This window comes from Novosphingobium sp. MMS21-SN21R (assembly GCF_031846015.1).
GTDB lineage: Bacteria > Pseudomonadota > Alphaproteobacteria > Sphingomonadales > Sphingomonadaceae > Novosphingobium.
Window position 1 is genome coordinate 2548279 of sequence record NZ_JAVRDU010000001.1, and the last position, 26344, is coordinate 2574622.

The following is a 26344-nucleotide window of genomic DNA, read 5'->3' on the forward strand; positions in this document are numbered from 1 at the left end:
ATGATCAGCCCTTTCCGGAATCGTGGAGCGCTTCGGCGATGATCGCCTCGACGAGGTCGGGGTAGTCCATACCCAGCGCCTTGGCCTGTTCGGGCACGAGGCTGAGCGGGGTCATGCCCGGCTGGGTGTTGACCTCAAGCAGGAACAAACCTTCCACGCCCTGCTCGTCATCCCAGCGGAAATCGGAGCGACTGGTGCCCTTGCAGCCAAGCAACTGGTGCGACCGCAGGGCGATCTGCTTGCAGGCCTCGGCGATGTCATCCGGGATTTCCGCCGGGCAGACATGCTCGGTCATGCCGTCGGTATATTTCGCATCGAAATCGTAGAAGCCCGACTTGGGCCTGAGTTCGGTGACGAGCAACGCACGGTCGCCGATGACCGCCGTGGTCAGTTCGCGGCCCCGGATGAAGGGTTCCGCGAGCAGGTGATCGAATTCCTGCCACGGCCCCTTGCTGTCGCGGGCAATCGGATTGCCATAGTTGCCGTCCGCCGTGACGATGGCGACGCCCACCGACGAACCTTCGTTAACGGGCTTGAGCACATAAGGACGCGGCAGCGGATCGGCGCGATAAAGCTCTTCGGTCTGCACGATGCGCCCACCCGGCATCGGGATGCCGTGCGGCACCAACGCCTGTTTGGTGAGTTCCTTGTCGATCGCGATGACAGAGGTGGCCAGCCCTGAGTGCGTATAGGTCAGGCCCATGATGTCCATCAGGCCCTGGATCGAACCGTCCTCACCAGGCGTGCCGTGCAGCGCGTTGAAGACCACATCGGGCTTCGCGTCCGACAGGCGCAGCGCAACATCGCGGTCCATGTCGATCCGCGTGACCCGGTGGCCCTTCGATTCCAGCGCCTTGGCCACACCCTCGCCCGACATCAGGCTGACCGGGCGTTCGCTCGACCAGCCACCCATCAGCACGGCGACATGGAGTTTAGGCAGAGTCACTTGCGGCCAATCCTTTTGATTTCCCATTCGAGGTCCACGCCTGCGTGACCCTTCACGCGGCGGCGGACTTCCTCGCCCAGTTCCTCGATCTCGGCGCTGGTAGCAGTGCCGGTATTGATCAGGAAGTTGGTATGCTTTTCACTGACTTGCGCGCCACCCATGGTCAGCCCCCGGCACCCGGCCTTGTCGACCAGTTCCCATGCCTTCCCGCCATCCGGGTTCTTGAAGGTGGAGCCTCCAGTCTTCGAACGCAGCGGCTGAGATGCTTCGCGCGCGGCGCTGATGCGGTCCATTTCTGTCTGGATGACGTCAGGATCGCCGGGCCGCCCCCGGAACCGTGCGGCCACTACGATGCAGCCATCGACGAGATCTGAATGGCGATACGTGTAGCCAAGCTCTGACACCGGCAACCTCGCAATCTCGCCGGAGCGGATCACGACGTCGCAATCGATCAGCACGTCCTTGACCTCGCGCCCGTAAGCCCCGCCGTTCATGCGGACGAAGCCGCCCACCGTGCCGGGGATCGAGCGCAGGAATTCGAGGCCCGCGATGCCGTTGTCGCGCGCAGTGGACGACACGAGGATGCCGCTGGCACCGCCGCCGCAATTGAGCGTGACCTCATCCACCTTGTCGACTTTGGCGAAGGCCTTGCCAAGACGGATGACCACCCCCGGAACGCCGCCATCGCGGACGATCAGGTTGGAGCCGAGGCCGAGCGCCATGACCGGAACGCCCGGCGCCAAGCCTGCGAGAAATTCCTGAAGGTCAGCCACGTCCTTCGGCTCGAACAGCCAGTCCGCCGTGCCGCCGGACTTGAACCATACCAGCGGTGCAAGTGGCGCATTGGGGGTCAGTTTGCCCCTCACCGATGGCAGAGAGAGGGTAGTCACCCCTGCCCCCTCTCGCGCGCAATCGCGTCTGCCAAACCAGCTGCCCACTTGGTAATGTCGCCCGCGCCGAGACAAACGACCATGTCGCCTGGCTGCGCGATTCCCGCCAGTTCCTTGGCCAAAGCATCCGGACCATCGATCAGATGTGCACTGCGGTGGCCGCGTGCCTTGATGCCTTCGACCATGGCCGCACTGTTCACGCCTTCGATCGGCGGTTCGCCCGCAGCATAGACCGGGGCGGCATAGACCACATCGGCATCGTTGAACGCACCCTGGAAATCTTCCATGTGATCGCGCAGGCGGCTGAAACGATGCGGCTGGGCGACCGCGATGACCCGGCCAGTCACACCTTCGCGCGCCGCGGCGAGCACCGCGCGGATTTCGACCGGGTGGTGGCCGTAATCGTCGATCACCGTGATCCCATCGACGTCGCCGACCTTGGTGAAGCGGCGCTTGACCCCGCCGAACTTGGCAAAGCCTGTGCAGATCAGTTCGTCCGAGACGCCCATTTCCACAGCCACCGCAACAGCGGCGAGCGCATTCTGCACGTTGTGGCGGCCCGGCATCGGCAGTTCGATGCCTTCGATCCGGCGGAACGAGCCATCGCGCTGGCGCAGCACTGCGGTAAAGCGGTTACCGCCGGGCACCGGAGTGACTGCCTCGCCGCGCACGTCGGCTTGCGCAGAAAAACCGTAAGTCACCACGCGGCGGTCGCGCACTTTGGGGATGATCGTCTGCACTTCGGGATGATCGATGCACAGCATTGCCGCGCCATAGAACGGCACGTTTTCGATGAATTCGACGAAAGCCGACTTCACTTTGTCGAACGAGCCATAATGGTCGAGATGTTCAGGATCGATGTTGGTGACGACCGCCAGTGTGCCGTCGAGCCGCAGGAACGAGCCGTCGCTCTCGTCGGCCTCGACCACCATCCAGTCGCTGTCACCCAGGCGGGCGTTGGAGCCGTAGGAATTGATGATCCCGCCGTTGATCACGGTCGGGTCCACCCCGCCCGCATCGAGCAGACAGGCAACCATCGAGGTTGTGGTGGTCTTCCCGTGCGTTCCTGCCACGGCCACGGTATTCTTCAGCCGCATCAGTTCGGCGAGCATTTCGGCGCGGCGCACCACCGGGATACGGTTTTCAAGCGCTGCGACAACCTCGGGATTGTCGCGCTTCACGGCAGTGGACGTTACCACAACCGCGACACCCTCGACGTTCTCGGTCTTCTGGCCAATCATCACCTTGATGCCGCGCTGACGCAGGCCGTCGACAACATAGCCTTCGGCCATGTCCGAGCCCTGCACCGCGTAGCCCATGTTGTGCATGACTTCGGCGATGCCCGACATGCCTATGCCACCAATGCCGACGAAATGGATCGTCCCGATCTCGGTACCGACGCCCTTCACGCGAGTTGCCCCTGCGCCGAGGTGGCTGTGCTACGGGTGTCCACGCGGATCACGTCCATGATCGGTTCTGCACCGAAACTTTCGACGAGGTCGGCAAGATCGCTGACGGCGTTCGGCAGGCCGCAATTCCATGCGGCATGGGCCGCATTCGCAAGTGTGTGGGGATGCTGGGCCATGGCCTGAATCTGCTTCGCAAGTTCCTTGGGGGTGAAGCCGGTCTGGCGGATGGCGCGCGCGCCGCCTGCCGCCACGATCTCGCGCGTGTTTGCGGCCTGATGATCGTCCGTTGCAATCGGCAGAGGGATCAGGATGGCAGGGCGGCCGACGGCGGTAAGTTCCGCGATTGTCGATGCCCCCGCACGGCCGATGAACAGGTGCGTGCCGGCAAGGCGCGATTGCATATCCTCGAAATAGGTGCCGAGTTCGGCCGGAATCTCATGCGCGGCGTAGCGGGCGCGGACGGCTTCAAGGTCTTCCGGCCGGCACTGCTGGGTCACCTGCAGGCGGTGACGCAGCGCTGGCGGCAACATCGCCAGACCATCGGGGACGACTTCGGACAGGACCGACGCGCCCTGACTCCCGCCGGTCACCAGCACACGGAACAGGCTATCCTCGGTGAACTCGGGGAAAGGCTCGCCGCGCAGCGCGAGCACTTCGGGGCGGACAGGATTGCCGACGCGGTGAACCTTGCCCCACAGCTTGGGATCAAGCCGCTCCACTTCGCCATAAGCGGTGGCAATGGCGTCCACGCGCTTTGCCAGGAAGCGATTGACGCGGCCCAGCACCGCGTTCTGTTCGTGGATCACCGTCGGGACCTTCGCCGAATGGGCAGCCAGCAGCGCGGGCAGTGCGGGGTAACCGCCGAACCCGATCACGCACGAAGGATCGAAGCTGTCGAACAGGCGCAGCGCCATGGCCCGGCCCTGCCAGATCGCACGCAGGCCTTTCCACAGCGCAATCGGATTCTTGCCCAGACGCCCGGCAGGCAGGACATGCGCGGGCAGAAAATCGGGCTTGCCGGGAATCTTCGCCCCTCGCTCATCGGTGACCAGCGCCACATGATGCCCGCGCCGCTGCAGCTCCACCGCCAGCGCAAAGGCCGGGATGAGATGGCCACCGGTCCCGCCCGCAGCGAGAACGTAATGTCTGGAGACGCCGGTCATTTGCGTAGAAGTTCCGAAATATCGAACTTTTCCCGCGTCAGGTACGGATTGCGCCGGGTGATCGCGAGCAGCAGCCCCACGCCCATGAGCAGCGCGATGGTCGACGATCCGCCGTAACTGATCAGCGGCAAGGTCATGCCTTTCGAGGGGAAAAGTTGCAGGTTCACAAGGATGTTGATGAAAGCCTGGCCCACGAGCTGCGCGGTCAGCCCGGCCGCCGCAAGGATCGTGAACAGATCGTCCTCATCGAGCAGGCGCATCAGCACGCGCAGCGCGATGGCGCAATAGACTGCCACCACCACCGCGCAGGCAATCAGCCCGAATTCCTCTCCGATCACCGAAAAGATGTAGTCGGTGTGCGCTTCGGGCAGAGCGTTCTTGCGGCTGCCGAGCCACAGCCCTGCCCCGCTCCACCCACCGTTGAGCAGGGTGCGCATGGCGAGATCGACCTGATCGAACTCGCTGCCACCCGAAATGAAGCTGTCGATACGGTGGGTTGCGTTGGGGTAGAACAGGTAAGCCGCGACCACGCCGACCACGCCCGCACCCATCGACCACAGCACCTTGTTGATCGACAGGCCCGACAGCAGCACGAGCACGAACCACACCCCGCCGAACAGGACCGTCGAACCGAAGTCCGGCTGGGCCATCAGCAGCGCGCTGACCAGCGCCATGATCGCAATGGTGATCGGGATGACCGGGATGTTCGGATCACGCACGCGCCACGACAGGATCCACGCAATCGCAATGGCAAAACCGGGCTTGAGGAATTCCGAGGGCTGCAAACTGAAACCGATCCACAGCCAGCGCTTGGCCCCTTTGACCTCGCTGCCGACCAGCGGAACCAGCACCAGTGCGACGACCATGGCCGCCGCCAGCAGGATCGCCCCTCGCCGCGCTGCTTCCTTGGGCAGGACCGAGGCGAAGAACATCGCCACCATGCCCACCGCGACCCAGCGCAAGTGAATCCAGAAGAAGTAGAGATCACCCAGAGACTTGGCGCTAGTCGACAACCGGTGTGCGCTGGCGGGCGATGCCGCAGCGACGGCGATGCAGCCGATCGCCACGAGAAACAGCACCAGTCCAAGCAGCACGCGGTCAATCTCGCGCCACCAGATCAGCAGTTCGCTACGGCGGCTGCGGCGGAACCGCGCGCCATGGCCCACTACGCGTACGCCGCCATCGGGCATTGTCGTGGTGACGAGGCGGGTTGGCGTCGGTGTCGTGCTCATTGTCCGCCACCGGGCGGACAGGGCGCTTCGCGGTCCTCGATCAAGGCGCTCACGATCTGGCGGAAGTTGTCGCCCCGCGCTTCGAAATCCCGGAACTGGTCGAAACTTGCGCAAGCGGGCGAGAGCATGACCACATCGCCCGGCTGCGCCGCGTCCATCGCCTGCCGCACCGCATCGCACAGCATTTCGCTGCGCGTGACCGGCATGACCGGATCAAGGATTTCGGCAAAGCGCGGGCCTGCTTCACCGATCGTGTAGGCAGCCACGACATGATCAAAATAGGGCGCGCATTCATCAAGGTTGTCGCTCTTGGGCAAGCCGCCGAGAATCCAGTGAATGCGAGGATAGGCGCCGAGCGCGGGCGCGGTCGAGGCGGGATTGGTCGCCTTGCTGTCGTTGACGTAGAGCACGCCGCCCGCCTCGGCCACGCGCTCCATGCGGTGTGGCAGACCGACGAAGGACGCCAGCGCGGGACGCCAGACGTCCTCGCCAATGCCAAGTTGGCTGACGATTTCGACCGCTATGGCGGCGTTCTGCAGGTTGTGCGGGCCTTGGAGCGAGGGCCATTCTGACTGGCCTTCGAGCGTTGCAGGTTCGACGATATGCACGAACGCTGCGTCACGATGGGCCGAAACGTCTGCAGCAATCGCCAGCGTATGCTCGTCACCACGGCCGAAGATTGCGTGCTGCACGCCCCCCTGCATCGCAAACAGCCGGGCCTTCGACGCCGCATATCCGGCGAAACCTTCGTACCGGTCCAGGTGATCGGGGCTGAGGTTGATCAGCGCCGCCACATCGCAGGCGAGGCTTTGCGTCAGGTCGATCTGGTAGCTCGACAGTTCGAGCACATAGATGCCGCCTTCGGGCAAAGGCTCCTGCCCGAGGATCGGCAGTCCGATATTGCCGCCGAGGCGCACCGCAAGTCCCGCAGCGGCGCAGATGTGATGGACCAGCATCGTCGTGGTCGACTTGCCATTGGTTCCAGTGATGCCAACGACGCGGTGAGCGGGAAGATTGGTGCGGGCTTGCGCAAACAATTCGATATCGCCAATCACCGGCACGCCTGCAGCGCGGGCATGTTCGGCAATCGGATGGCGGTTCAGCGGAACGCCGGGGGAGACGACTACGCCATCGAATCCCGTGAGATCAATCGTCAGAGGATCGGCAATGTCGGCGCGGCCATCAAACGCAGCACGCGGCTCTTCCCGGCTGTCCCAGACGGTAACGTGTGCCCCGCTCGCCAGCAGGCTTTCGGCGCTGGCCAGCCCTGAGCGGGCAAGACCAAGCACCGCATAGCGCTTGCCGGAAAAGGCGGGCGAGACGATCATCGCACCTTCAGCGTGGCAAGGCCGATCAGCGCAAGCACGATCGACACGATCCAGAAACGGATGACCACGGTCGATTCCTTCCACCCGAGCTGCTCGAAGTGGTGGTGGATGGGTGCCATGCGGAACACGCGCTTGCCGGTGCGCTTGTAGACGGCGACCTGCACGATCACCGAAACGGCCTCCATCACGAACAACCCGCCGACGATAGCCAGAACGATCTCGTGGTGCGCGGCCACCGCGATCACGCCCAGCGCGCCGCCCAGCGCAAGGCTGCCAGTATCACCCATGAATACGGCGGCAGGAGGGGCATTGAACCATAGGAAGGCAAGCCCTGCCCCCATCATTGCCGCACAGAAAATCGCCAGTTCGCCCGCGCCCTTCACATGCGGAATGCCGAGGTAATCGGCGAAGTCGGTGCGTCCGGCAAGGTAGGCGATAATCGCGAAAGTGCCCGCCGCGATGATCACCGGCATGATAGCCAGGCCGTCGAGGCCGTCGGTCAGATTCACTGCATTGCCCGCACCCACGATCACGAAGATCGCGAAGAGGTAATAGAACGGCCCCAGCGGAATGTAGAGATTGCTGAAAAACGGCACGTAAAGGTTGGTTTCCCCCACGGCCAGCCAAGCGGCGATGGCGGCTACGACGAACTCACCGGCAAGGCGCACACGGGCCGAAACGCCCTTGTGCGCATATTTGGTGACCTTGTCGTAATCGTCGAGAAAGCCGATCAGGCCGAAGCCGAGCGTGACGACGGCACAGGCCCAGATGTACCGGCTTGTCACATCCATCCACAGCAGCGTGGACAGCGTCAGCGCGGTGACGATCAGCAACCCGCCCATGGTCGGCGTGCCCCGCTTGGCAAGGTGCGACTGCGGGCCGTCCTCGCGGATCGGTTGACCCTTCCCCTGGCGAACGCGCAGCATGTTGATGAAACGGGGTCCGATGATCAGGCCGATCACCAGCGCCGTCAGCAGTGTCGCCCCGGCGCGAAACGTCTGGTAGCGGATGAGGTTGCTGAACCCCTCAAATTGAAGCCATTGCGCCAGCAGGTAGAGCATTCATTGTTCCCTGGCCGTGAGCGAACGCACCAAGGCGCCCAGACCGACCGAATTCGACCCTTTCACGAGGATGGCATCACCCCCGCGCACACCATCAGCAGCGAGGCATTGCGCCGCTTCCGCCGTGTTTTCCACATGCGCCACATCGATTGCAGCGGCAAGCGAGCCTGCGCCGCTTTTCCCCAGCGCGCTGGCCAATGCAGCCATTTCGGGTCCGACGAGAATGAGCCGGTCGACCTTGCCCTCGGCTACTGGCCCGGCGAGATCCGCATGGTAGCGCGCTTCGTCCGCGCCCAGTTCGCGCATCGAACCGAGAATGGCGATACGGCGCGTGGCAGGGGTTTGACCGAGTTGCTGCAGGGTGACCGCCATCGAGGCGGGGTTTGCGTTGTAACTCTCGTCAATCAGCAGTGCCCTGCCCGAACCATCGCCTGCGCTGGCAGGAATGGTATTGCGCGCCCCGCGACCGGCGAGGCCTTCCATCTCGGCGAGCGCCAGACCGGCCGCGCCCAGATCGCCGCCGATAGCCTCGACCGCAGCCATTACCGCCAGCGAATTGGTGACCCAATGCGCGCCCGGCTGGGCAATCGTGTAACAGACCTTGCGGCCGTCCAGATCGGCGGTGACCAGCGTGCCGCCGCCGGGGGCAGGCAGGGCGTCGATCAGACGCACTGTGGCGTCGCGGTTGCTGCCGAAACTGATTACCCGCTCGGCGTGCAGCGCGGCCTTCGCCCGCAAACGCTCGAAATGGCGGCTGTCGGCCGGTATGATGGCGACGCCTCCGCGCTCCAGCCCTTCGAAGATTTCACCCTTGGCATCGGCGATCTCTTCCTCGCCGGAAAAATGGCCGATGTGAGCTGGCGCGATCGTAGTCACAATGGCGACGTGCGGGCGCACGAGACGGGTCAGCGCCGCTAGTTCACCAGTGTGGTTCATGCCCATTTCGAACACGCCGAAGCGCGTAGCGGCAGGCATCCGTGCGAGGCTGAGCGGGACGCCGACATGGTTGTTGTAGCTCTTGACCGAGCGGTGCGCCCGGCCCCTGCAGGCACGGTCGAGCGCGGAATAGAGCGCTTCCTTGACACCCGTCTTGCCTGCTGAGCCGGTGACTCCGATAATGCCGGCATCTACCCGGCTTCGCGCAGCTTTTCCAAGATCCTCAAGTGCACTTGAAGTATTGGAAACAAGCACGTGTGGACCGAAACTGGCGTGTTCCACGACAGCGCCTGCGGCACCCCGACCAGCAGCACCTTCAAGGTAGCGGTGACCATCGGAACTTTCGCCTTTCAGCGCAAAGAAGAGGTCGCCCTCGACAACGTCACGGCTGTCGATTTCCACGCCTGATACCGCAAACCGCGCGCTGGCACGTCCGCCGGTTGCCGTCGCGATGTCCTCGCTCGTCCAAAGTGCAAGACCCGCCGCATCGGACGGGTCCTCGGGCCATTCGATTAGCGCGGGGTGAGCGGTCATGTGGTGCACTCCCTGGCGACCTGTACGTCGTCGAAAGGCAGGACGCGCATCGCATCACCCCTGCCGATGATCTGCCCCTGTTCATGCCCCTTGCCCGCGACCAACACGATGTCATCGCGCCCCGCCTCGGCAATGGCTGCGGCGATGGCCGAGCGGCGGTCGCCAATTTCGCGCGCCCTGCCGTCGCACCCGACCAAGACTGCCGCGCGGATTTCGGCAGCATCTTCGCCGCGCGGATTGTCGTCCGTGACAATCACCATGTCCGATCCGGCACAGGCGGCACGGCCCATTTCCGGACGCTTGCCGCCATCGCGGTCGCCGCCTGCGCCGAACACGGTGATGAGCTGGCCCTTCACATGGGGGCGCAGCGCCGCGATTGCCGCCTCGATAGCGTCGGGCGTATGCGCGTAATCGACATAGACGGGAGCACCGGCGCGGTTGATCGCTGCACGTTCAAGGCGTCCGCGCACCGGCTGCAAGCGGCCCACCGCGTCGAAAACCGCACTTGCATCAATGCCCGAAGCCAGCGCCAGACCTGCGGAAACCAGCGCATTGGCAGCCTGATAGGCCCCGATCAGCGGCAGTGTAACCTTGCGCGCCTTGCCGTCATGTTCGATTTCGAGCGTTTGCCCGAGTTGGGTGGGCGTACGGGCGAGCAAGCGAACCGATGTTCCCTGCTCGCCCACGCTGAGCAGCCGCAGACCCCGCTGGCGGACGTGCTCCACCGCCCGGTCCGACCATTCGTCGTCCATCCAGATGACGGCAGTGCCGCCATTTTCCACGACATGATCGAACAGGCGCATCTTGGCCGCGAAATAGTCTTCCATCGTCGCATGGTAATCGAGATGATCGCGGCTGAGGTTGGTGAAAGCCCCGGCGACAACGCGCAGGCCTTCGTTGCGGAACTGCGAAAGCCCGTGGCTCGACGCCTCGTAGGCCACGTGCGTGACGCCCTCGCGGGCAAGGCCGGTCATGTTGGAGAGGAAAGTGACGATGTCGGGCGTGGTGAGTCCGGTCGAGACGCTTTCGTCTGCCGTGGTCACCCCCAGCGTTCCGATCGAGGCAGCGGACATGCCGGCCATGCGCCAGATCTGGCGCGTCATCTCGGCGGTTGAGGTCTTGCCGTTGGTCCCGGTCACAGCCACGATGGTTTCGGGAACAGGCCGGAAGAACTGCGCTGCGGCCTGTGCAAAGGCACGGCGCGGCTCGGCATCAGCGATATGGACCGCGCCTTCGACCACGGCTTCGGGACGCGCGACAACCGCCACCGCGCCTGACTTTACGGCGTCGGCAATGTAGTCCTCGCCATTGAAACGTGCACCGGGAAATGCGCCGAACACGGTGCCGGGCGCGACCTTGCGATGGTCGATGGCAAAGCCGGTGACGTTGGCTTCTGCGTCAATCGCCGGAAAGCCTGCGCCGCGAAGGATGGCGCCGAGCTTCATTCGCCCTTCCCGTTGCCGACCAGGGGCGAAAGATCTGAGATGTCGATATCACGGCTATCGTCGGGCACTACGCCAAGCAATGGCCCAATGCGCGGCACGACCCGTCCGACAATCGGCCCGGCGTTGTAGGCGGCGGTGCGCTGAAACGAGGTGGCGGCAGTGCCTTTCGGCTCATCGAGCATGGCGATAACGACGTAGCGCGGCTTGTCCATCGGGAACGCTGCAGCGAAAGTTGCGACGAGCGAGGTGCGGTTATAGCCACCCTTGCCCCCCGGCTTTTCGGCTGAACCGGTCTTCCCGCCGACGCGGAAGCCCGGCGCATTTGCACTGCGCCCCGTTCCATCGACCACGATCATCCGCAGCAACTGGCGCATGCGCGCGCTGGTCGAGGCCTTGAACACGCGGCGGCCTGCAGCGGCATGGCCGGGATCGACTTTGTAGAGCGTTGCCGGACGCCAGATGCCGCCGTTGACAAGCGCTGCATAAGCAGCCGCGAGGTGAAGAGGGGTGACCGCAATGCCGTGGCCGTAGCTGACCGTCATCGTCGTGATCCGCGCCCAGTCGCCGTTCTTGTCGGTGCCACGGGGCCAGAGCGGGAAGCCGCGCGCAGGCAGTTCGATATAGGGACGCTCGTTCATGCCGAGCGCGGCCATCGTGCGCTTGAGCGCCGGCCCGCCCAGCTTGTCGGCCACTTGCGCGGTCACGATGTTGGACGAATGGATCAGGGCTTCGGGCACGTTGAGCGAAGCACCGAAGCTGTGACTGTCGCGAATCTGGAAGCCGCCGATGGCCAGCGGGCGGTTCGACGGGTAGCGCACCGCAAGATCGGTGATCACCCCATCGTCGATCGCGGCGGCAACGGTGAGCGGCTTGAACGTGGAGCCGAGTTCGTAAACCTGGTTGGTGACCTTGTTGAAGACGAGGTCGTTGTAGGCCATGTCCGAGCGGTTCGGATTGAACGAGGGCAACGACGCCAGCGCCACGACTTCGCCGGTATCGACATCGAGAATGATGCCTGCCGCGCCCTTGGCCTCGGTTTCCATCATGCCGCGGCCAAGTTCGTCTTCCAGTGCGCCCTGCACGCGCATGTCTATGGCCAGGGCCACAGGCTGGCCGCGCTGCGCCGGATCGAGCAAGCGCTTTTCGAGCACCTGCTCCATGCCGACATGGCCATTGCCCTCGCCATCGACGTAGCCGAGCACATGCGCGCCGAGCGAGCCTTGCGGATAGTAGCGCTGGTTCTCGCGCGGGAACTCCAGCGCCGGTTCACCCAGTGCGAACACGCGGTTGGCCTCTTCAGGCATGACCCGGCGGCGCAAGTAGCTGGGCCGTTCAGACTTCAGCCGCTTGACCAGATCGTTGTAGTCCGCGTCGGGAAAAATCTGCAGCAGCGCCCGGGCAACTTCATCGGGCGACTTGACCAGCGGCGTGCCCGCCTCGCCCAGCGCCTTGGGATTGAACCACAAGGCGTAGGCCGGGAACGCGCGAGCGAGCGGGAAGCCGTTGCGGTCGGTGATTTCACCGCGTGGCGGAAGCAGTGCTTCGGCCAGCGAGCGACGCTCGGGCGCGTCCTCAAAGAAGCCAAGCTGGGCGATGCGCACCATCGCGGCGAGGCCCGCAAACAGGAACAGGAACGCGACCACCAGCACGCGCACTTTGGCCTCGACCAGCGAGCGCTGGCGGATGTTGGCCAGACGGACCCGGCCCGAAGCGATGGCGGCGGAGGCTGTTAGAGCATTCACCGGGCTGCCTTAGCCTCCTTGCGCGGGGCGGGGCGAGAGGCCGCAGCCAACTTGTCCTTCTTTGCGGGCGACTTATCCGCAACGGCGGCGCTTTTGGGCTTTGCCGGCGCCGACTTATCGGATTTCGCGGCGACGGCCTTGGGCTTCTGGGGCGTCTTTGCGACCGATGCCTTTTCCTTTTCCGGGCGGTCCTTCTCCGAAGCCGTCTCCTTGCGGACAGGTTTGGTCGAGCCAGATTCGACGACCTTGCCGAGCCGGTCCTTCAGCGTCTCGACCGCTTCGGCATGGCCCATGCGTTCACCGCGCGGCTCATCACCCTGATCTGCCGATGCGTTGCGGTCATCGCTGGCGAACGATTTGCCCGAAAGCGGTGAAACCATCGCGGGAAACGCTGCCGAAGCAATCACACTGTCATCGACGCTGGCAACGCGGATCGGTTCGGGCGCATCGATGGTCGAAGGCACGCTCAACTGCGCGAGTTGGCGTTCGCCTTCGAGATACTGACTGGCGCCCGGCGCGGCATAGCCAAACTCGACATCGTTCCAGACCTTGAGCTGCTGCTGGTTGGCGCGCGTCTCGAACTCGGTTTCGAGATACATCTTTTCCTGCTTGAGCGCGACGATCCGTGTCTCGGCGTGATGCACCTGGCTGCGCAGGGCATTGACCCGGAACGCAAGCACCAGCACCATTGTCAGGCACAGCCCAAGCAGCACGAACCACCCTGCCGAACGGAGACGGTTGGCCGAAGTGATCATGCCGCAGCCCTCCCGGTGACCGTTCGGGCAGGTGCCGACGTCCGCACAGCCCAGCGCAAGGTTGCCGAGCGGGCGCGAGGGTTGCGGGTTTCCTCTTCCTCGGTGGGCCGGATCGCACTCGATGGCTTTTCGAAAACCGGCTGCGCTGTGTTCACGGCCTGCGGCATATGGCGCGAGCCGGAAGGAACCGCGCCGGCACCGTCGCGCAGGAATTGCTTGACGATGCGGTCCTCGAGGCTGTGGAACGTGACCACGGCAATACGACCGCCGGGCACAAGCACCTTTTCGGCTGCGGCAAGCCCTTCGATCAGTTCATCCAGTTCACCGTTCACGTGAATGCGAACCGCCTGAAAGCTGCGGATCGCAGGGTCCTTTTGCGCCTTCGGGCCCTTGATGTCGGGCCGGTAGCCCAGTGCCTTGCGCACGACGGCGGCGAATTGTCCGGTGGTGGTCAGCGGGCGGGCAGCAACGATGGCGCGGGCAATCCGGCGCGACTGGCGCTCTTCGCCATAGCGATAGAGAACGTCCGCGATATCCCCCTCGTCCGCCTCGTTCAGGAAGTCGGCCGCGCTCTGACCTTCCTGTGACATTCGCATGTCTAACGGGCCGTCCGACGAAAATGCAAATCCGCGCTCCGCCTGATCGAGTTGCATCGAGCTTACTCCGATGTCGAAGACGACGCCTTGGACGCCCACAATTCCGGCCTCGGCAAGTCCTTCTGCAAGTTCGGAAAAGCGGCGGGGATGGAGAACGAGCAGCGGATCTTTTCCACAGGTTTCTCCCCAGCGTTGCCCAGCCTCGATCGCATCGGGATCGCGGTCGAAAGCGTGAACGGTCGCGCCCGATTCCAGCAGGCGGCGAGTATAGCCACCGGCGCCGAACGTGGCATCGACGATAAGGTCACCTGCTGCGGGGGCAAGCGCAGCAACGACTTCGTCGAGCAGAACCGGGATGTGAGGAATGCCGGGCGCGCTCACTTGCGCTTGCCCTTGGCAGCTTCGGCCATCTTCGCGCGGCAACCGGCCTGAGCGCTCTCCCAGCCGGGGCCTTGCTGGAAAAGCACGTTCGGGTTCCAGATCGTGATCTGGCGCCCGCCGCCGTGAAAATAGAGGCCTTCATCAACCGCGCCAAGTTCGGCGAGGTGATCGGGCAGGACGAAACGGCCGCTGTCATCGAAGCTGGCACGGTGAAAGCCGTAGACTTGTGCTTCAGCCATATCACGATCGAAATCGATGCCGAGGCGCAGCTTCTTGTCTTCCTCGCGGTCGATCTCGGCGGCAAAGTCGGTCAGGCGGGAAAGACCGAACCCGACGAGGCAAGGCAGGCGGGGATGCTTGTCGAGGCAGAGTGTGCGCTGGTTGTCGGATGCGGCGAAGACATCGGCGCGGAAATCGGCAGGCAGGACGAAGCGGCCCTTTTCGCCGCGTGGCGAAAAGCCCTGTCCCACAAAATTCGCCGGCCCACCCGCCACCTAGACACCCCGCTCGCGGACAAACGACCCATCCTTCGGCGCTGCGTCATCACGCAGTGCCGACTCATCCCCCGCGGATGCGACTGGAGTTCGTCCCGATGGGAAGCATTACTAACGCGGGAGTGCGCGGGCGAAAAGGGGAAAATGCGGGAAATCGCGGACTAGTTATGAATCCCTACGATTTTTTACATGTCCTAACCCGGCGGTAACCATGAAATGCCCAATTAACAGACCTAAAAACCCGCGCAAATTCGGCTTTTCTTCAATCAAGGCAGAGTGCTGAGCGATCAATGCCCGCAGTTTCCCGCAGTTCGCGGGTTCAGCGAGTGAAGGCATCGACGAGGAGCGCGTCGAGTTGCCGCTTTTTCGCGCTTGAATCGCCGTCATTGGACAATACGGCGGCGTCGGCCACGATTGTTGCCCGCCCTTTCCCCACGCTGCACCTGGCGACAAGCGCTTCGGCACCGATCAGGCATTGCGCTCCCACCCCTCCGCCGACGACGGTTAACTGCCCCGGAAGGTCTACCGCCACGCCCTCGCCCGCGTTTTCCCGCAATCCTGCGGGCTGCATATCGTCGAACTGCAGTTGTAGGCCCCAGCGCGACAGGATCGGTGATAGCAGCACGACATCCTGTGGCCGACGCCGGTCCCCCAGCGAATAGGCGCTCTCCTGCGTCAACATAGGATCGGCAAACATGAGCAGCCGTCCGCCGCCGCGCACCCAGGCATCGAGCGCGACGTTTTCGTCAGGTGACAGTGGACGTGGCTGCGCGATCACGAGCCGCTCGAAGTGTGAGAGGTCGAGCAACGTATCCAGGGCCACCAGTTGACCATTTTCCGTCAGCGCGCCGCGTGCCCAGTGCGGCGGGGTGGGGGTGGCCAGCATGGCACGCAAGTCGGCCTGTTCAGACCACAGGATCGGCAAGCTGGTAAACAGTCCAAGCGGCTCTTGCCGGCGCTCGCCGTGCCCTGAATCGCTTTTGGCAAGCAGCACCAACGCGATGGCGACAATGACGGCAAGAGCAATCAGACCCGCGATCCGTCGCCGCGTGAACCCTCGCGGCATTGCGATCAGTTGCCTTGTTCGCCCGCCGTAGCCGATGGGCGTGCCGGTGCCTTGCCAGCGTCCGGTCCGGCGTTCCCCGACACGGGCAGTTCGGGCGCAACGCCCATATCGACCAGCGGGTCCTTGGCTGAGGTTTCACTGGCAGACGTCATCGGCTCGGCCACGTTGACCGATGTGTCGTCAAGATACTTGGCGCGGTCCATGATGACGTTGGCGAGGCTGACCAGCAGCAACATGCCGGCGAGGCCGAACATGCCGACCTGCAGGCGGTGCACCGCTTGCGCGCGCAGTTCGCGGGTCGACGGCGGGCTATAGGCCAGCACGCTTGGCTGAGCGACCTGCGAAGTGCTGGGCGCAGCAGTGCCACTGGCCTGCGACCTGGCGAAGAAAGCCATGAGCGGCCTTCTAGCCTATTGCTCCAGCCATGGGAACACCGGCAACCCCTTGGCCTTCAGCCATTCGGGATTGTAGAGCGAGGACAAGTAGCGGAAGCCGGTATCGCACAGGATCGTTGCCACACGGGCACCCTTCCCGAGCTGTTTGCCCAGTGCGACCGCGCCTGCGACATTGATACCGCTCGACAGGCCGAGGCACAGGCCTTCATCGGCAAGCATCCGCTCGACCCAGTAGAGGCCTTCCTCGTCCGAGATGCGGAACTGCGTGTCGATCGGCGCGCCATCGAGATTGGCGGTAATGCGCCCCTGCCCGATCCCTTCGGCGACCGACGAGCCTTCTGCCTTGAGTTCGCCATTGGCATAGTAGTTATAGAGCGCTGCTCCATGCGGATCGGACAAGGCGATGGTCACGTTCTCATTGAACGCCTTCAGCCCCATGCCGACGCCCGCGATGGTGCCGCCGGTGCCCGCCGCGCACGTGAACCCGTCGATCCGGTGCTCCATCTGCTCCCACAGTTCGGGCGCGGTGCTTTCGATATGGGCGCGGCGGTTGGCGATATTGTCGAACTGGTTGGCCCAGATCGCGCCCTCGGTTTCCTCGGCGATGCGGCGCGATGTATGGACGAAGTGGCCGGGATTGGAGAAAGGTGCCGCCGGAACCAGCACCAGTTCGGCTCGGAGCGCGCGCAGCGTGTCCATCTTCTCGCGCGATTGCGTTTCGGGCATGACGATCACCGTCTTGTAGCCCAGTGCGTTAGCGACCAGCGCGAGGCCGATGCCGGTATTGCCTGCGGTGCCTTCGACGATCGTGCCGCCGGGCTTCAGCAGTCCGCGCTCTTCGGCATCGCGCACGATCCACAGCGCGGCGCGGTCCTTCACCGAAGCGCCGGGATTGGCAAATTCGCACTTGCCGAAAATATCGCAGCCCGCCGCTTCGCTCGGCCCCTTGAGCCGGACGAGCGGGGTGTTCCCGATGAGCGAGATCGTATCGTTTGCAATTGCAGGAGACATCATGCCGCCTGAATTAGGGTGCCTTCGCGCGATTGCCAATGAATTTGCGCTTGGGGAGCCCCAAGTCCTACTCGCGGTAGTTACTCCCGGCCGGCCCGGATCGCAGCACCACCCGCGAATGGTGCGACGGCAAGCGCGACAAGACTGCACGCCGCAAGCAAAGCCAGACCGCTCTCGCCGCCAGGCTGCAAGGAGCCTGCACCGAAGATCAGTAGTGGCACGGTCAGCGGGATCGCCAGAAGTCCCCCAAGCGCGGAGCCTGCGCGAAGGCCCGCCGTCAGCGCCGCAATCGTCACGCCAATCGCGGCAAGGCCCGGCGTGCCCAGCAGCAGCCCGATCTCGACCATGCGCAATTGTGCTGCATCGAGCGAAAGCAGGCCTGCCGAGATCGGCGCAGCCAGCATCAGCGGAATGCCGAAACTCAGCCAGTGCGCCAGTATGCGGCTGAGCAGCAGCGCCTCTTCCGACAGCCCGCGCAAGGCCCACTGATCGAAGAACCCGGCCTCGACATCGGGTTCGACCAGCCGGTCGAGCGGGAGGATCGAGGCGAGCAGCGCCGCTACCCAGATCACGCCTGCCCCGGTCCGCGCCAGAAGCCGTGCGTCCGGGCCTACGGCGAAGGGAAACAGCATCGCCACGGCAAGAAAGAACAGCAACGGCAGGACCGCCCCGCCGCGCCCCTGCGCGCCGCGCGTCAGCAGCGATAGATCGCGCACGAAGATGGGCCAGAGCCGCCCGATCATGCCGCGTAGTCCAGCAGTTCGAGGGTTTTTACGCGGTCGATCGACAAGGCCTGATGCGAGGCGATGACGACCATGCCCCCCGCCAGACAATGCGCATTGATCGCGGCCTGCGCTATGCAGGTCCAGTGCGCGTCCAACCCGTTGAGCGGCTCGTCCAGCAGCCAGATCGCCGCATCGCTCGCCGCCACGCGCGCCAGGGCCGCGCGCTTGCGCTGGCCGGTGGAAAGATAGCGCACCGGTACGTCGAGCAGATCGGCAAGGCCGAAATCCTGCGGCGGCGCGCTTGTGGAATCGACCTTGCGCCAGAACGCCAGCGCGCGTTCAAGCGGCAAATGCCCGTCAAGAGCGAGGCGTTCGTCGGCCAGTGCCATGGTTCCGGTTCGCGTGACATCCCCCGCATAGGGGCGCAAGAGTCCCGCCAGAATACGGATCAGGCTCGACTTTCCGATGCCGTTCGGACCGGCAAGGTGCACGATGTCGCCCGGCTGCAACGACAGCGACAACCCGCGAAACAGAATCCGATCGCCGCGCCTGCAGGCAATATCATTGGCGACGAGACGGCAATCTTGCATGGTGCGCTGCGATAGGGGAAAGCGCATGCCCTGCCAAGCGCACCAATGGAGAAGCACCACCATGGCCATCGCCCGTCTGACCGATGCCGAACGCGACGAGGCTCTTGCCGCCCTGCCCGAATGGACCCTGCGCGCCGACGGTCTGGCGATTGAGCGCACCTTCCGTTTCGCCGATTTCTCCGCCGCATGGGCCTTCATGAACCGCGTGGCGCTCTACGCCGAAAAGGCCGACCATCATCCGGAGTGGTTCAACGTCTATAACCGCGTGGATGTGACGCTGACGACGCACGACGCGGGCGGACTGTCCGCGCGGGATGCGGCGATGGCAAAGGCGATGGACGAGTTTGTTTGAGGGGTACGTCTTGCGGCTTGCAGTTGAGAGCGGCCTGTCAGGGCACGACGCCATTGTGGACATTCAATGGCGCTGACAATGTAGGGCGATCAGCCTAGCGTTTAAGGGGTTTTGTCAGTGCGATGGCTCTTGCGTCGTTACCAGCGCCATGTTTCCGATCTGTATGATGGCGGACTACACGACGGTCCCGATCAACTAGACACGATGTGGCCATTGATTGTTGGGGGCGTTGTGTTCGCTCCGATCGATCTTTTCATTCAGCCGCAGAATGCGTTTCGTTGGATGCTTCTCGCCGCGCTGGTCGGCCCCGGGATAGTTTGGGCTGTTTTGCTTATTTTCCATGAACTTCGGTCATTTCCCGGCCGCATTCGACGCCACAAGGACCGTTCGGATAGTCGCGAGTAACAGCAGGTTGAACGTCGCGCAAATTGAGAGCCCGACAACGTCCGCTCGCCACGACCTAGCGTCCATTCAAACACCTGACGCCAAACCCCAAAACCCGTCACCCCGGACCTGACCCGGGATGACGCCAATAGGGGCTGAACTTACTTCCCCATCGACCGCTTCGCCGAACGCATCTGCTTTCGCAAAACGCCGGGCATCCAGCGCGAGGCGAAGGCGAGGCGGCGGGCGGTTTTGCCGACCAGCGTGTGCAGCCTGTCGCCGTGGACAGCGGCCCATGCGGCCTCGGCTACTTCGCTGACCGGCGTGATTTCCAGCCCTGCCCCGCGCACGCGCGTGCGGATGTCCTCGTTGCTCGCGCGGTTGGTGGCGTGGTCGAGCAGCGGCGTGTCGATGAAGCCGGGCATCAGGCTGCGCACGCGGATGCCGTCTGCGGCCCATTCGCCGTCGAGCGATTCGGTCAGCGCGCGCACGCCGAACTTGGTGGCGGAATAGACCGACGCGCCGGGCGTGCCGTATATCCCCGCCGCGCTGGCGGTGTTGAGCAGCACGCCATCGGGCGCGCTGGCCTTGAGCCAGGGGTAGGCGGCCTGCGCGCCGAAGATCACGCCTTTGAGATTGATGTCGAGTGTGCGCTCGATCTCGTCTGGCGTCAGGTCGATGATGGCACCGCCGAGCGGGATGCCGGCGTTGTTGAACACGGCATGGATGCCGGTTCCGGCAGCATTGGCGCAATCGGCCAGCGCGGCGTTCCACGCCGCACGGTCACGCACGTCAAGCTTGTGGCACGAGCTTTGGCCAGAAGGCAGCAGCGCCGCAGTCTGCGCCATCCCGGCCTCGTCGATGTCGGCAATCCCGACAAACCAGCCGCCGCGCGCAAACCGCTCGGCCACGGCGCGGCCGATGCCCGACGCTCCGCCCGTGATGAAGATCGTCTTGCGCGCCATGGCCACTCCCCTGCTCTCAACTCAATCGGCTGAATCCCTACAGCGCCGGATTGTTATAGCAATGCCACGTAAAGATCGCGGCTGCGCCACGGTGCGGCCGCCAGTCTTCGGCCAGCGCTCGGGTATCCTTCTCGCTCGGCCGTTCGGCAAGGCCGAGCAGCTTTCCCAGTCCGACCTGAACCGCAAGGTCGCCCGCTGGCCAGATGTCGGGCCGTCCTTCAGCAAACAGCAGGTAAATTTCGGCAGACCAGCGGCCAATGCCCTTGATCCTGACCAGGTCCGCTATCGCTTCCTCGTCATCCGCAGGCAGGCTGTCCAGATCGAGCTCGCCCGAGACGACCAGCTCGCACAACGACCGCGCATAGCCCTGCTTCTGCCGCGACAATCCGCAGGCGCGCAAGGAATCAAAATCTGCGGCGAGCAGGTCATGCGGCGGCATGTCCTCGCCCAACAGCGCTTCCAGCTTGTTCCACACCGATGCGGCCGCCGCCACACTCACCTGCTGGCCGACGATGGTGCGAAGCAATGTGCCATAGCCTGTCGCCCGAAGGCGTGGCTCCGGGTAACCGACCCGCGCAATCGCGCCGGCCATGGCTGGTGAGCGCGCGGCGATGTGATCGAGCCCGTCGCGGATAGCCTCGGCGGAAAGCCCCATATGATTTCTCCTGCGCAGATCTGTTTGGCGGGATAGGCTGTTGCCAAAGTCCTGCCCACGCGATAGCAGCCCCGTCCAAAGGCGAACAGGGGGCCGTCTTGCCCCCCGCGCCGCGTTTGGAGAATGGACGATGCCGAAGATTGTCGTTGTCAATCGTGCAGGTGAAGAACAGTCGGTCGATGCCGACGCAGGCCTTTCGGTCATGGAAGCAATCCGTGACAATGGATTCGACGAACTGCTGGCCCTGTGCGGCGGCTGCTGCTCGTGCGCGACATGCCACGTCTACATCGACCCCGCTTTCGCCGACAAGATCCCGGCGATGAGCGAAGACGAGAACGACCTGCTCGACAGCTCGGACCACCGCAACGAGACGTCGCGCCTTTCGTGCCAGGTCCAGATCACCGGCGAACTCGACGGTCTGCGCGTGACGATCGCTCCGGAAGACTGAGCGAACTGCCGTAATGGCAGCAGAAAAAAGGCCCGCCTCCTTATGGAGCGCGGGCCTTTTTCTTGCACGGTTGATGCAGGCCTTACAGCCTCAGGCCAGCAGTTTCATCCAGCCCGGCCATCAGGTTGAGCGTCTGCACGGCCGCTCCGCTCGCACCCTTGCCCAGATTATCGAGCACCGCCACAAGCCGCGCTTGTTCGCCATCGGCGCTGGCCATGACGTGCAAGGTCAAGCCATCCCACGGTTCCATCGACGCGCGCAACAGCATCTCGCCACCTGATGGCAGGTCTTGCGCCACGGTCACTACCGGCGATCCGGCATAGAACTGTGTCAGCGCGGCGCGGAGCAGGTCGGCAGGCACGTTGCCCGGCATCACGCCCAGCGGCAGCGGGATTTCGACGACCATACCGCGATGAGCGGGAATCACTGCCGGGCTGAACATGGGCGCAATCGCTACGCCGCAATAGCGCTGCATTTCCGCCACGTGCTTGTGCCCGAAAGTCAGTCCGTAGCTGCGCCAGGCAATGTCGCGGTCGTCCTCGAACCGCGCGATCAGCGCCTTGCCGCCGCCGGAATAGCCCGAGACGGCATTGCAGCTATAAGGCCAGGCGGCAGGCAGCAGACCGTTGTGCACCAGCGGCGCAAGCAGTGCTATGAACCCGGTGGGATAGCATCCGGGGTTCGATACGCGCTTCGATTCTGCCACGATCTCGCGCCCGACGATCTCGGGGAAGCCGTATGTCCAGCCTTCCGCGACGCGGTGCGCAGTCGAGGCATCGATCACGCGGGTGCTCTCATTGCGGATCATCGCCACGGCATCGCGTGAGGCATCATCCGGCAGGCACAGGATCACCACGTCGGCGTCGTTGATCGCCTCAGCACGCGCGGCATCATCTTTGCGGCGCGCTTCGTCCAGCGTGATCAGCGCGAATTCGCTCCTGCCCGCGAGCCGGTCGGCGATCTCAAGCCCGGTGGTGCCAGCAGCCCCGTCAATGAAGACCGCTGTGGTCACGCGGCAGGCTCAAGCACGGTCATTTCCACATAGCCCACGAGCAAATCGGACTTCGCCTGCCCCCAGGCCCAGCCGCCCGACATGTCAAGCACGTCGAACACTTCGCCAGCATCAAGCGTCCGCAGTTCCGCGCCTTCGGCCTTGCCTGCTCCGCGCAGCATCCCATTCGACTTTAGCACGTGCGCCATGGGCACGGCATAGTGCGGTACGAAGTAGCGTCCTGCCAGGCCGATATGCGCAAGATCACCCCGCACCGGCAGGTGCGGCTTGTCCGAACGGTCTGAGGGCCGCAGCAGCAAAAGCTGTGCGGTCGGGATGTCGGTCGAAAGAGGCGATGCTTCAACGGTCAATTCAGGTTGCCCCCGGAACAGGAAAGCCGGGCGATTAGCCGCGTCGGCGCTTTCAGGCAAGGCAGAGCGCATTTACTGCCGTTCCTGGCCATATCGCGCCTTTAGCAATCCCCATGCCGCACGCAGCCCCAGCGCGTCGCCACCCTTGGGCCGACCGGGCTTTGCGGCGGGCCGCCATGCAAAAGTATCAAAGTGCGCCCAGTCGACCCCGTCGCCCACAAAACGGTCGAGGAACAGCGCTGCAACACTCGCTCCGGCAAAGCCATTGGCTGGCGAATTCTGCAGATCGGCAACGTCGGATTTCAGATATTCACGGTAGCCATCGAACAGCGGCAGACGCCAGCACGGGTCATCGCGCTCAAGCCCTGCGGCGATGAGTTCTGCTGCGGTTTCATCATCGCGCGCGAACATCGCGGGCAGGTCCGGCCCCAGTGCGACGCGGGCGGCGCCAGTCAATGTGGCGAAGTCGATCACCAGTTCGGGGGAAAGTTCGCTCGCGCGGGTCAGCGCATCGCCCAGCACCAGACGCCCTTCGGCATCGGTGTTGGTCACTTCGACCGACAGCCCCCCGCGCGCGCGCAGTATGTCACCCGGACGGAACGCATGGGCCGAGATCGCGTTTTCAACCGCAGGAACAAGCACATGCAGCCGCACTTTCAAGCCCGAAGCCATGATCAGGCCAGCCAGCGCAAGCGCGTGGGCGGCCCCGCCCATGTCCTTTTTCATCAGCGCCATGCCCGAGGACGGCTTGATGTCGAGCCCGCCCGAATCGAAACACACGCCCTTGCCGACGATGGCAACGCGCGGATGCCTGGGGTCGCCCCATTCCATCTCGATCAGGCGCGGCGCATGGCTGCGCGCCGCCGCCCGGCCCACCGCGTGAACCATCGGATAGTCATGCTCGAGCGTGTCGCCGGCCACGACATGGATTTCAGCGTGATAAGTTCTGGCCAGTGCCCGCGCCTCGGATTCGAGCTGGGCCGGCCCCATGTCCTCGGCGGGCGTATTCACGAGGTCGCGGACCATCAGCACCGCCGTGGCTTCAACGAGCGCCGCGTCGATCCGCGCGACGTCCTTGGTCAGCAAGATGCGCGGTTCGGTGTCCTTGGCGTCCTTGCGGTAGCGATCGAACCGGTACTGGCCCGTCACCCAGCCGTGCATAGCCTTGCCGGGTTCGCCGCCAGCGCGCCGATAGGTGCCGCCGGGAAGGACATCGGCCAGTTTGGCGAGGCACCACGACGAGAGGCAGTCGACATTCGCAACGCCCGCCACCGCGAACCAGCCGTCGCCATCGGGCACGATAGCATGTTCATAGCCCCCGCCCTCGAATTTCTGCGCGGCAAGGCTTGCGCGCTGCCCGGTATTGAGGCCCTTGAGAAAATCCGGCAGCGTCGCCTTGTCGACAAGGTGAAGGGCAATGGCCTGCTGGCCGCGATCTGGCTGGATCAGCGCGTGTCTGTCGATCATGTTGCACCAAGTCATGCCGCAGAGCGCGGCTCGTTGCGAGAGGAAATTGCCTGATGCGCGCCATAGCCCTGATCCCGTTGCTGGTGGTGGCAGCCTGTTCGGTGAGCAGGGAGCCGGATGCGTCGGCGAGCGCCAGCGCAGAGCCATCGGCAATGGCCACGCCCCCCGTGCCGCCGTCCCTCCCTGTGCAAACGCCTGTAACCGCGCGCAGCGTTACCGAGGAGAACGATCTCTACGAGTTCACCTATTCCTATCCCGCCGCCGCTGGAGCTGTTCCCGCGCTCAAGGAATGGCTGGACGCGGATCTGGACAAGGCGCGGGCGGAACTCGTGTCGGACGCCAAGGAAGGCCAAGCCGACGCGAAGACGAACGGTTATCCGTTCAATCCTTACAGCCATAGCGTCGAATGGCAGGTTGTGACCGACCTTCCCGCATGGCTCAGCCTGTCCACACTCGTCGGCTTCTACAGCGGCGGGGCGCATCCCAACTATGGCTATGACACGATCCTGTGGGACCGCATTGCTGGCAAACGCCGGGTTCCGGCGGACTTGTTTACATCGAAAGCCGCGCTGAGCGCAGCTATCCGCGACGCTTTCTGCAAGGAACTGGACAAACAGCGGGCGCGGAAACGTGAAGGGCAGGATCTGGGCGGCGGTGTCACTGAGTTCGACCAGTGCATCGACCCTGCGGAGCAGACCGTCATTCTGGGATCGTCTAACGGCAAGGCGTTTGACAGGATCGGCGTGCTTGTCTCGCCTTATGCGGCAGGTCCCTATGCCGAAGGCTCTTATGAAGTGACGGTTCCGGTCACGCCCAAGGTGCTGGCGGCGGTAAAGCCTGAATTCAAGGCGGCATTCGTCGCGCGATGAAAAGTGGTCGTGCGAACATCTCGCAATCGGGCGGCAACATCGCTACATGGCCCCAATGACTGAATATGTGACCGTAGACGATACCGATATTCTCCCGCGCGACGGGACCATCAAGCTGCACGGCCCCGCAGGCTTCGAAGCGATGCGCAAGGCTGGTCGCCTGGCTGCCGAAATTCTCGACGCGCTGGCGCCGCTGGTGCAACCGGGCGTCCGCACGGACTATCTCGACGATGTGGTGCGGCAGATGACGCTCGATGGCGGCGCGGTCCCGGCGACGCTGGGCTATCGCGGTTATACCCATTCGTGCTGCATCTCGGTCAATCACGTGGTCTGCCACGGCATCCCGTCAGACAAGACGCTGAAGGACGGGGATATCGTCAACATCGACGTGACGCCGCTGCTGAACGGCTGGCACGGCGATTCCAGCCGCATGTATCTGGTCGGTGACGTGCCGCTGAAGGCGAAGCGCCTTGTCGATGTAACCTATGAATGCCTGATGATCGGCATTGCCAAGGCCAAGCCCGGCGCCCGTCTGGGCGACATTGGCGCGGCCATTCAAGAACATGCCGAGCGCCAGCGCTACGGGGTCGTGCGCGAATTCTGCGGCCATGGCCTGGGCCGCCTGTTCCATGATGCACCCGAAGTGGTCCACGCCGGGCGCGCAGGCACCGGCCCTGAACTGAAGCCGGGGATGTTCTTCACGATCGAGCCGATGATCAATCTCGGCAAGCCGGGCGTGAAGATCCTCGAGGATGGCTGGACGGCGGTAACCCGCGACCGTTCGCTCTCGGCACAGTTCGAGCATTCGATCGGCATCACGCAGGACGGCTGCGAAATCTTCACCGCAAGCCCCAAAGGGCTCGACAAGCCGCCTTACGCGGACTGAGTCTGCCTAAAAATCAGGCAGGGCCTGCGCAAATATTGTGCATCATTAGAACAACCTTGCGCAACGATGCGCATGTGTTGCCTGCGCATTCGATTCATATCTTGCCAATAGCCCGCATTTCCTGCTTTCCCGTCGCAGCGCGATGGCCTAGTGCTTTTGTGTAGCAGCGTGGCACGATTCTTGTAACGTCGTCGCCACACACGGGATCATTCGCTGGCAAGCCGCCAATCTGGCGCGCAGGCACGTGTTGCAGGGGT

At 64.0% G+C, this 26344-nt stretch carries 27 protein-coding genes; 4 read left to right on the forward strand and 23 right to left on the reverse strand.

All coding sequences use genetic code 11. The annotated features are described in order from the left end of the window. Positions 1–4 precede the first annotated feature (4 nt). The 18 genes from RM192_RS12195 to ccmA form a co-directional block, all read right to left on the reverse strand. Positions 5–946 carry a D-alanine--D-alanine ligase gene (locus tag RM192_RS12195; RefSeq protein WP_311507828.1) on the reverse strand — a complete coding sequence of 314 codons (942 nt, stop codon included), beginning with the start codon at positions 944–946 and terminating at the stop codon, positions 5–7. Then, positions 943–1836, reverse strand: a complete 894-nt coding sequence (murB, locus tag RM192_RS12200; protein ID WP_311507829.1) for a UDP-N-acetylmuramate dehydrogenase — start codon at positions 1834–1836, stop codon at positions 943–945. The genes RM192_RS12195 and murB overlap by 4 nt, the downstream gene beginning before the upstream one ends. Further along, positions 1833–3245, reverse strand: a complete 1413-nt coding sequence (murC, locus tag RM192_RS12205) for a UDP-N-acetylmuramate--L-alanine ligase (protein ID WP_311507830.1) — start codon at positions 3243–3245, stop codon at positions 1833–1835. Before murC ends, murB begins: the two co-directional genes overlap by 4 nt. Further along, positions 3242–4408 (reverse strand): undecaprenyldiphospho-muramoylpentapeptide beta-N-acetylglucosaminyltransferase, encoded by a 1167-nt coding sequence (murG, locus tag RM192_RS12210; protein WP_311507831.1) that lies wholly within the window; start codon positions 4406–4408, stop codon positions 3242–3244. The genes murC and murG overlap by 4 nt, the downstream gene beginning before the upstream one ends. After that, the gene (locus RM192_RS12215) at positions 4405–5598 is read right to left on the reverse strand and encodes an FtsW/RodA/SpoVE family cell cycle protein (RefSeq protein WP_311508627.1); all 1194 of its coding nucleotides are present in this window, start codon (positions 5596–5598) and stop codon (positions 4405–4407) included. Before RM192_RS12215 ends, murG begins: the two co-directional genes overlap by 4 nt. 38 nt (positions 5599–5636) lie before the next feature. Continuing rightward, complete coding sequence (gene murD / locus RM192_RS12220) at positions 5637–6968, reverse strand: UDP-N-acetylmuramoyl-L-alanine--D-glutamate ligase (RefSeq protein WP_311507832.1); 1332 nt, start codon at positions 6966–6968, stop codon at positions 5637–5639. Further along, the gene (gene mraY, locus RM192_RS12225; RefSeq protein WP_311507833.1) at positions 6965–8029 is read right to left on the reverse strand and encodes a phospho-N-acetylmuramoyl-pentapeptide-transferase; all 1065 of its coding nucleotides are present in this window, start codon (positions 8027–8029) and stop codon (positions 6965–6967) included. The genes murD and mraY overlap by 4 nt, the downstream gene beginning before the upstream one ends. Continuing rightward, positions 8030–9499 carry a UDP-N-acetylmuramoyl-tripeptide--D-alanyl-D-alanine ligase gene (gene murF / locus RM192_RS12230; RefSeq protein WP_311507834.1) on the reverse strand — a complete coding sequence of 490 codons (1470 nt, stop codon included), beginning with the start codon at positions 9497–9499 and terminating at the stop codon, positions 8030–8032. After that, on the reverse strand, positions 9496–10944 hold the full coding sequence (locus RM192_RS12235; RefSeq protein WP_311507835.1) for a UDP-N-acetylmuramoyl-L-alanyl-D-glutamate--2,6-diaminopimelate ligase: 1449 nt from the start codon (positions 10942–10944) through the stop codon (positions 9496–9498). Before RM192_RS12235 ends, murF begins: the two co-directional genes overlap by 4 nt. Further along, on the reverse strand, positions 10941–12686 hold the full coding sequence (locus tag RM192_RS12240; RefSeq protein WP_311507836.1) for a penicillin-binding protein 2: 1746 nt from the start codon (positions 12684–12686) through the stop codon (positions 10941–10943). The genes RM192_RS12235 and RM192_RS12240 overlap by 4 nt, the downstream gene beginning before the upstream one ends. Continuing rightward, complete coding sequence (locus tag RM192_RS12245) at positions 12683–13441, reverse strand: hypothetical protein (RefSeq protein WP_311507837.1); 759 nt, start codon at positions 13439–13441, stop codon at positions 12683–12685. The genes RM192_RS12240 and RM192_RS12245 overlap by 4 nt, the downstream gene beginning before the upstream one ends. Continuing rightward, positions 13438–14418, reverse strand: coding sequence for a 16S rRNA (cytosine(1402)-N(4))-methyltransferase RsmH (rsmH, locus tag RM192_RS12250; RefSeq protein ID WP_311507838.1), 981 nt, complete (start codon positions 14416–14418; stop codon positions 13438–13440). Before rsmH ends, RM192_RS12245 begins: the two co-directional genes overlap by 4 nt. Next, positions 14415–14888, reverse strand: coding sequence for a division/cell wall cluster transcriptional repressor MraZ (locus tag RM192_RS12255; protein ID WP_311507839.1), 474 nt, complete (start codon positions 14886–14888; stop codon positions 14415–14417). Before RM192_RS12255 ends, rsmH begins: the two co-directional genes overlap by 4 nt. Positions 14889–15231: 343 nt before the next feature. Next, positions 15232–15906: an ABC transporter gene (locus RM192_RS12260; protein ID WP_311508628.1), complete on the reverse strand. Its 675-nt coding sequence runs from the start codon at positions 15904–15906 to the stop codon at positions 15232–15234. 77 nt (positions 15907–15983) lie between these two features. Next, positions 15984–16373: a hypothetical protein gene (locus RM192_RS12265; protein WP_311507840.1), complete on the reverse strand. Its 390-nt coding sequence runs from the start codon at positions 16371–16373 to the stop codon at positions 15984–15986. A 15-nt stretch (positions 16374–16388) separates the two neighbouring features. Then, positions 16389–17387: a cysteine synthase A gene (locus tag RM192_RS12270; RefSeq protein WP_311507841.1), complete on the reverse strand. Its 999-nt coding sequence runs from the start codon at positions 17385–17387 to the stop codon at positions 16389–16391. Between the two features lie 77 nt (positions 17388–17464). Then, positions 17465–18127 carry a heme exporter protein CcmB gene (gene ccmB / locus RM192_RS12275; protein ID WP_311507842.1) on the reverse strand — a complete coding sequence of 221 codons (663 nt, stop codon included), beginning with the start codon at positions 18125–18127 and terminating at the stop codon, positions 17465–17467. Next, complete coding sequence (gene ccmA, locus RM192_RS12280; RefSeq protein ID WP_311507843.1) at positions 18124–18699, reverse strand: heme ABC exporter ATP-binding protein CcmA; 576 nt, start codon at positions 18697–18699, stop codon at positions 18124–18126. The genes ccmB and ccmA overlap by 4 nt, the downstream gene beginning before the upstream one ends. A 61-nt stretch (positions 18700–18760) precedes the next feature. Here ccmA and RM192_RS12285 point away from each other — a divergent pair, with 61 nt between their 5' ends. Continuing rightward, positions 18761–19051, forward strand: coding sequence for a 4a-hydroxytetrahydrobiopterin dehydratase (locus tag RM192_RS12285; protein WP_311507844.1), 291 nt, complete (start codon positions 18761–18763; stop codon positions 19049–19051). A gap of 545 nt (positions 19052–19596) precedes the next feature. On the opposite strand, the gene RM192_RS12290 is transcribed toward RM192_RS12285, so the two are convergent. Together RM192_RS12290 and RM192_RS12295 are read right to left on the reverse strand one after the other, a co-directional pair. After that, positions 19597–20400, reverse strand: a complete 804-nt coding sequence (locus RM192_RS12290; protein WP_311507845.1) for an SDR family oxidoreductase — start codon at positions 20398–20400, stop codon at positions 19597–19599. Between the two features lie 37 nt (positions 20401–20437). Further along, positions 20438–21055 (reverse strand): DNA-3-methyladenine glycosylase 2 family protein, encoded by a 618-nt coding sequence (locus tag RM192_RS12295; RefSeq protein WP_311507846.1) that lies wholly within the window; start codon positions 21053–21055, stop codon positions 20438–20440. 130 nt (positions 21056–21185) lie between these two features. Between RM192_RS12295 and RM192_RS12300 the strand changes: the two genes are divergently transcribed. Beyond that, on the forward strand, positions 21186–21503 hold the full coding sequence (locus RM192_RS12300; protein ID WP_311507847.1) for a 2Fe-2S iron-sulfur cluster-binding protein: 318 nt from the start codon (positions 21186–21188) through the stop codon (positions 21501–21503). Between the two features lie 82 nt (positions 21504–21585). On the opposite strand, the gene argC is transcribed toward RM192_RS12300, so the two are convergent. The 3 genes from argC to RM192_RS12315 are packed head-to-tail and all read right to left on the reverse strand — an operon-like array spanning position 21586 to position 24332. Next, the gene (gene argC / locus RM192_RS12305; RefSeq protein WP_311507848.1) at positions 21586–22515 is read right to left on the reverse strand and encodes an N-acetyl-gamma-glutamyl-phosphate reductase; all 930 of its coding nucleotides are present in this window, start codon (positions 22513–22515) and stop codon (positions 21586–21588) included. Next, the gene (locus RM192_RS12310; RefSeq protein ID WP_311507849.1) at positions 22512–22937 is read right to left on the reverse strand and encodes an SH3 domain-containing protein; all 426 of its coding nucleotides are present in this window, start codon (positions 22935–22937) and stop codon (positions 22512–22514) included. Before RM192_RS12310 ends, argC begins: the two co-directional genes overlap by 4 nt. Next, on the reverse strand, positions 22938–24332 hold the full coding sequence (locus RM192_RS12315) for a leucyl aminopeptidase family protein (protein WP_311507850.1): 1395 nt from the start codon (positions 24330–24332) through the stop codon (positions 22938–22940). A gap of 53 nt (positions 24333–24385) precedes the next feature. On the opposite strand from RM192_RS12315, the gene RM192_RS12320 reads away from it, so the two are divergent. Continuing rightward, positions 24386–25201: a PdaC/SigV domain-containing protein gene (locus tag RM192_RS12320; protein ID WP_311507851.1), complete on the forward strand. Its 816-nt coding sequence runs from the start codon at positions 24386–24388 to the stop codon at positions 25199–25201. 55 nt (positions 25202–25256) lie between these two features. Then, positions 25257–26087, forward strand: coding sequence for a type I methionyl aminopeptidase (gene map / locus RM192_RS12325; RefSeq protein WP_311507852.1), 831 nt, complete (start codon positions 25257–25259; stop codon positions 26085–26087). The last annotated feature ends 257 nt before the right edge of the window (positions 26088–26344 follow it).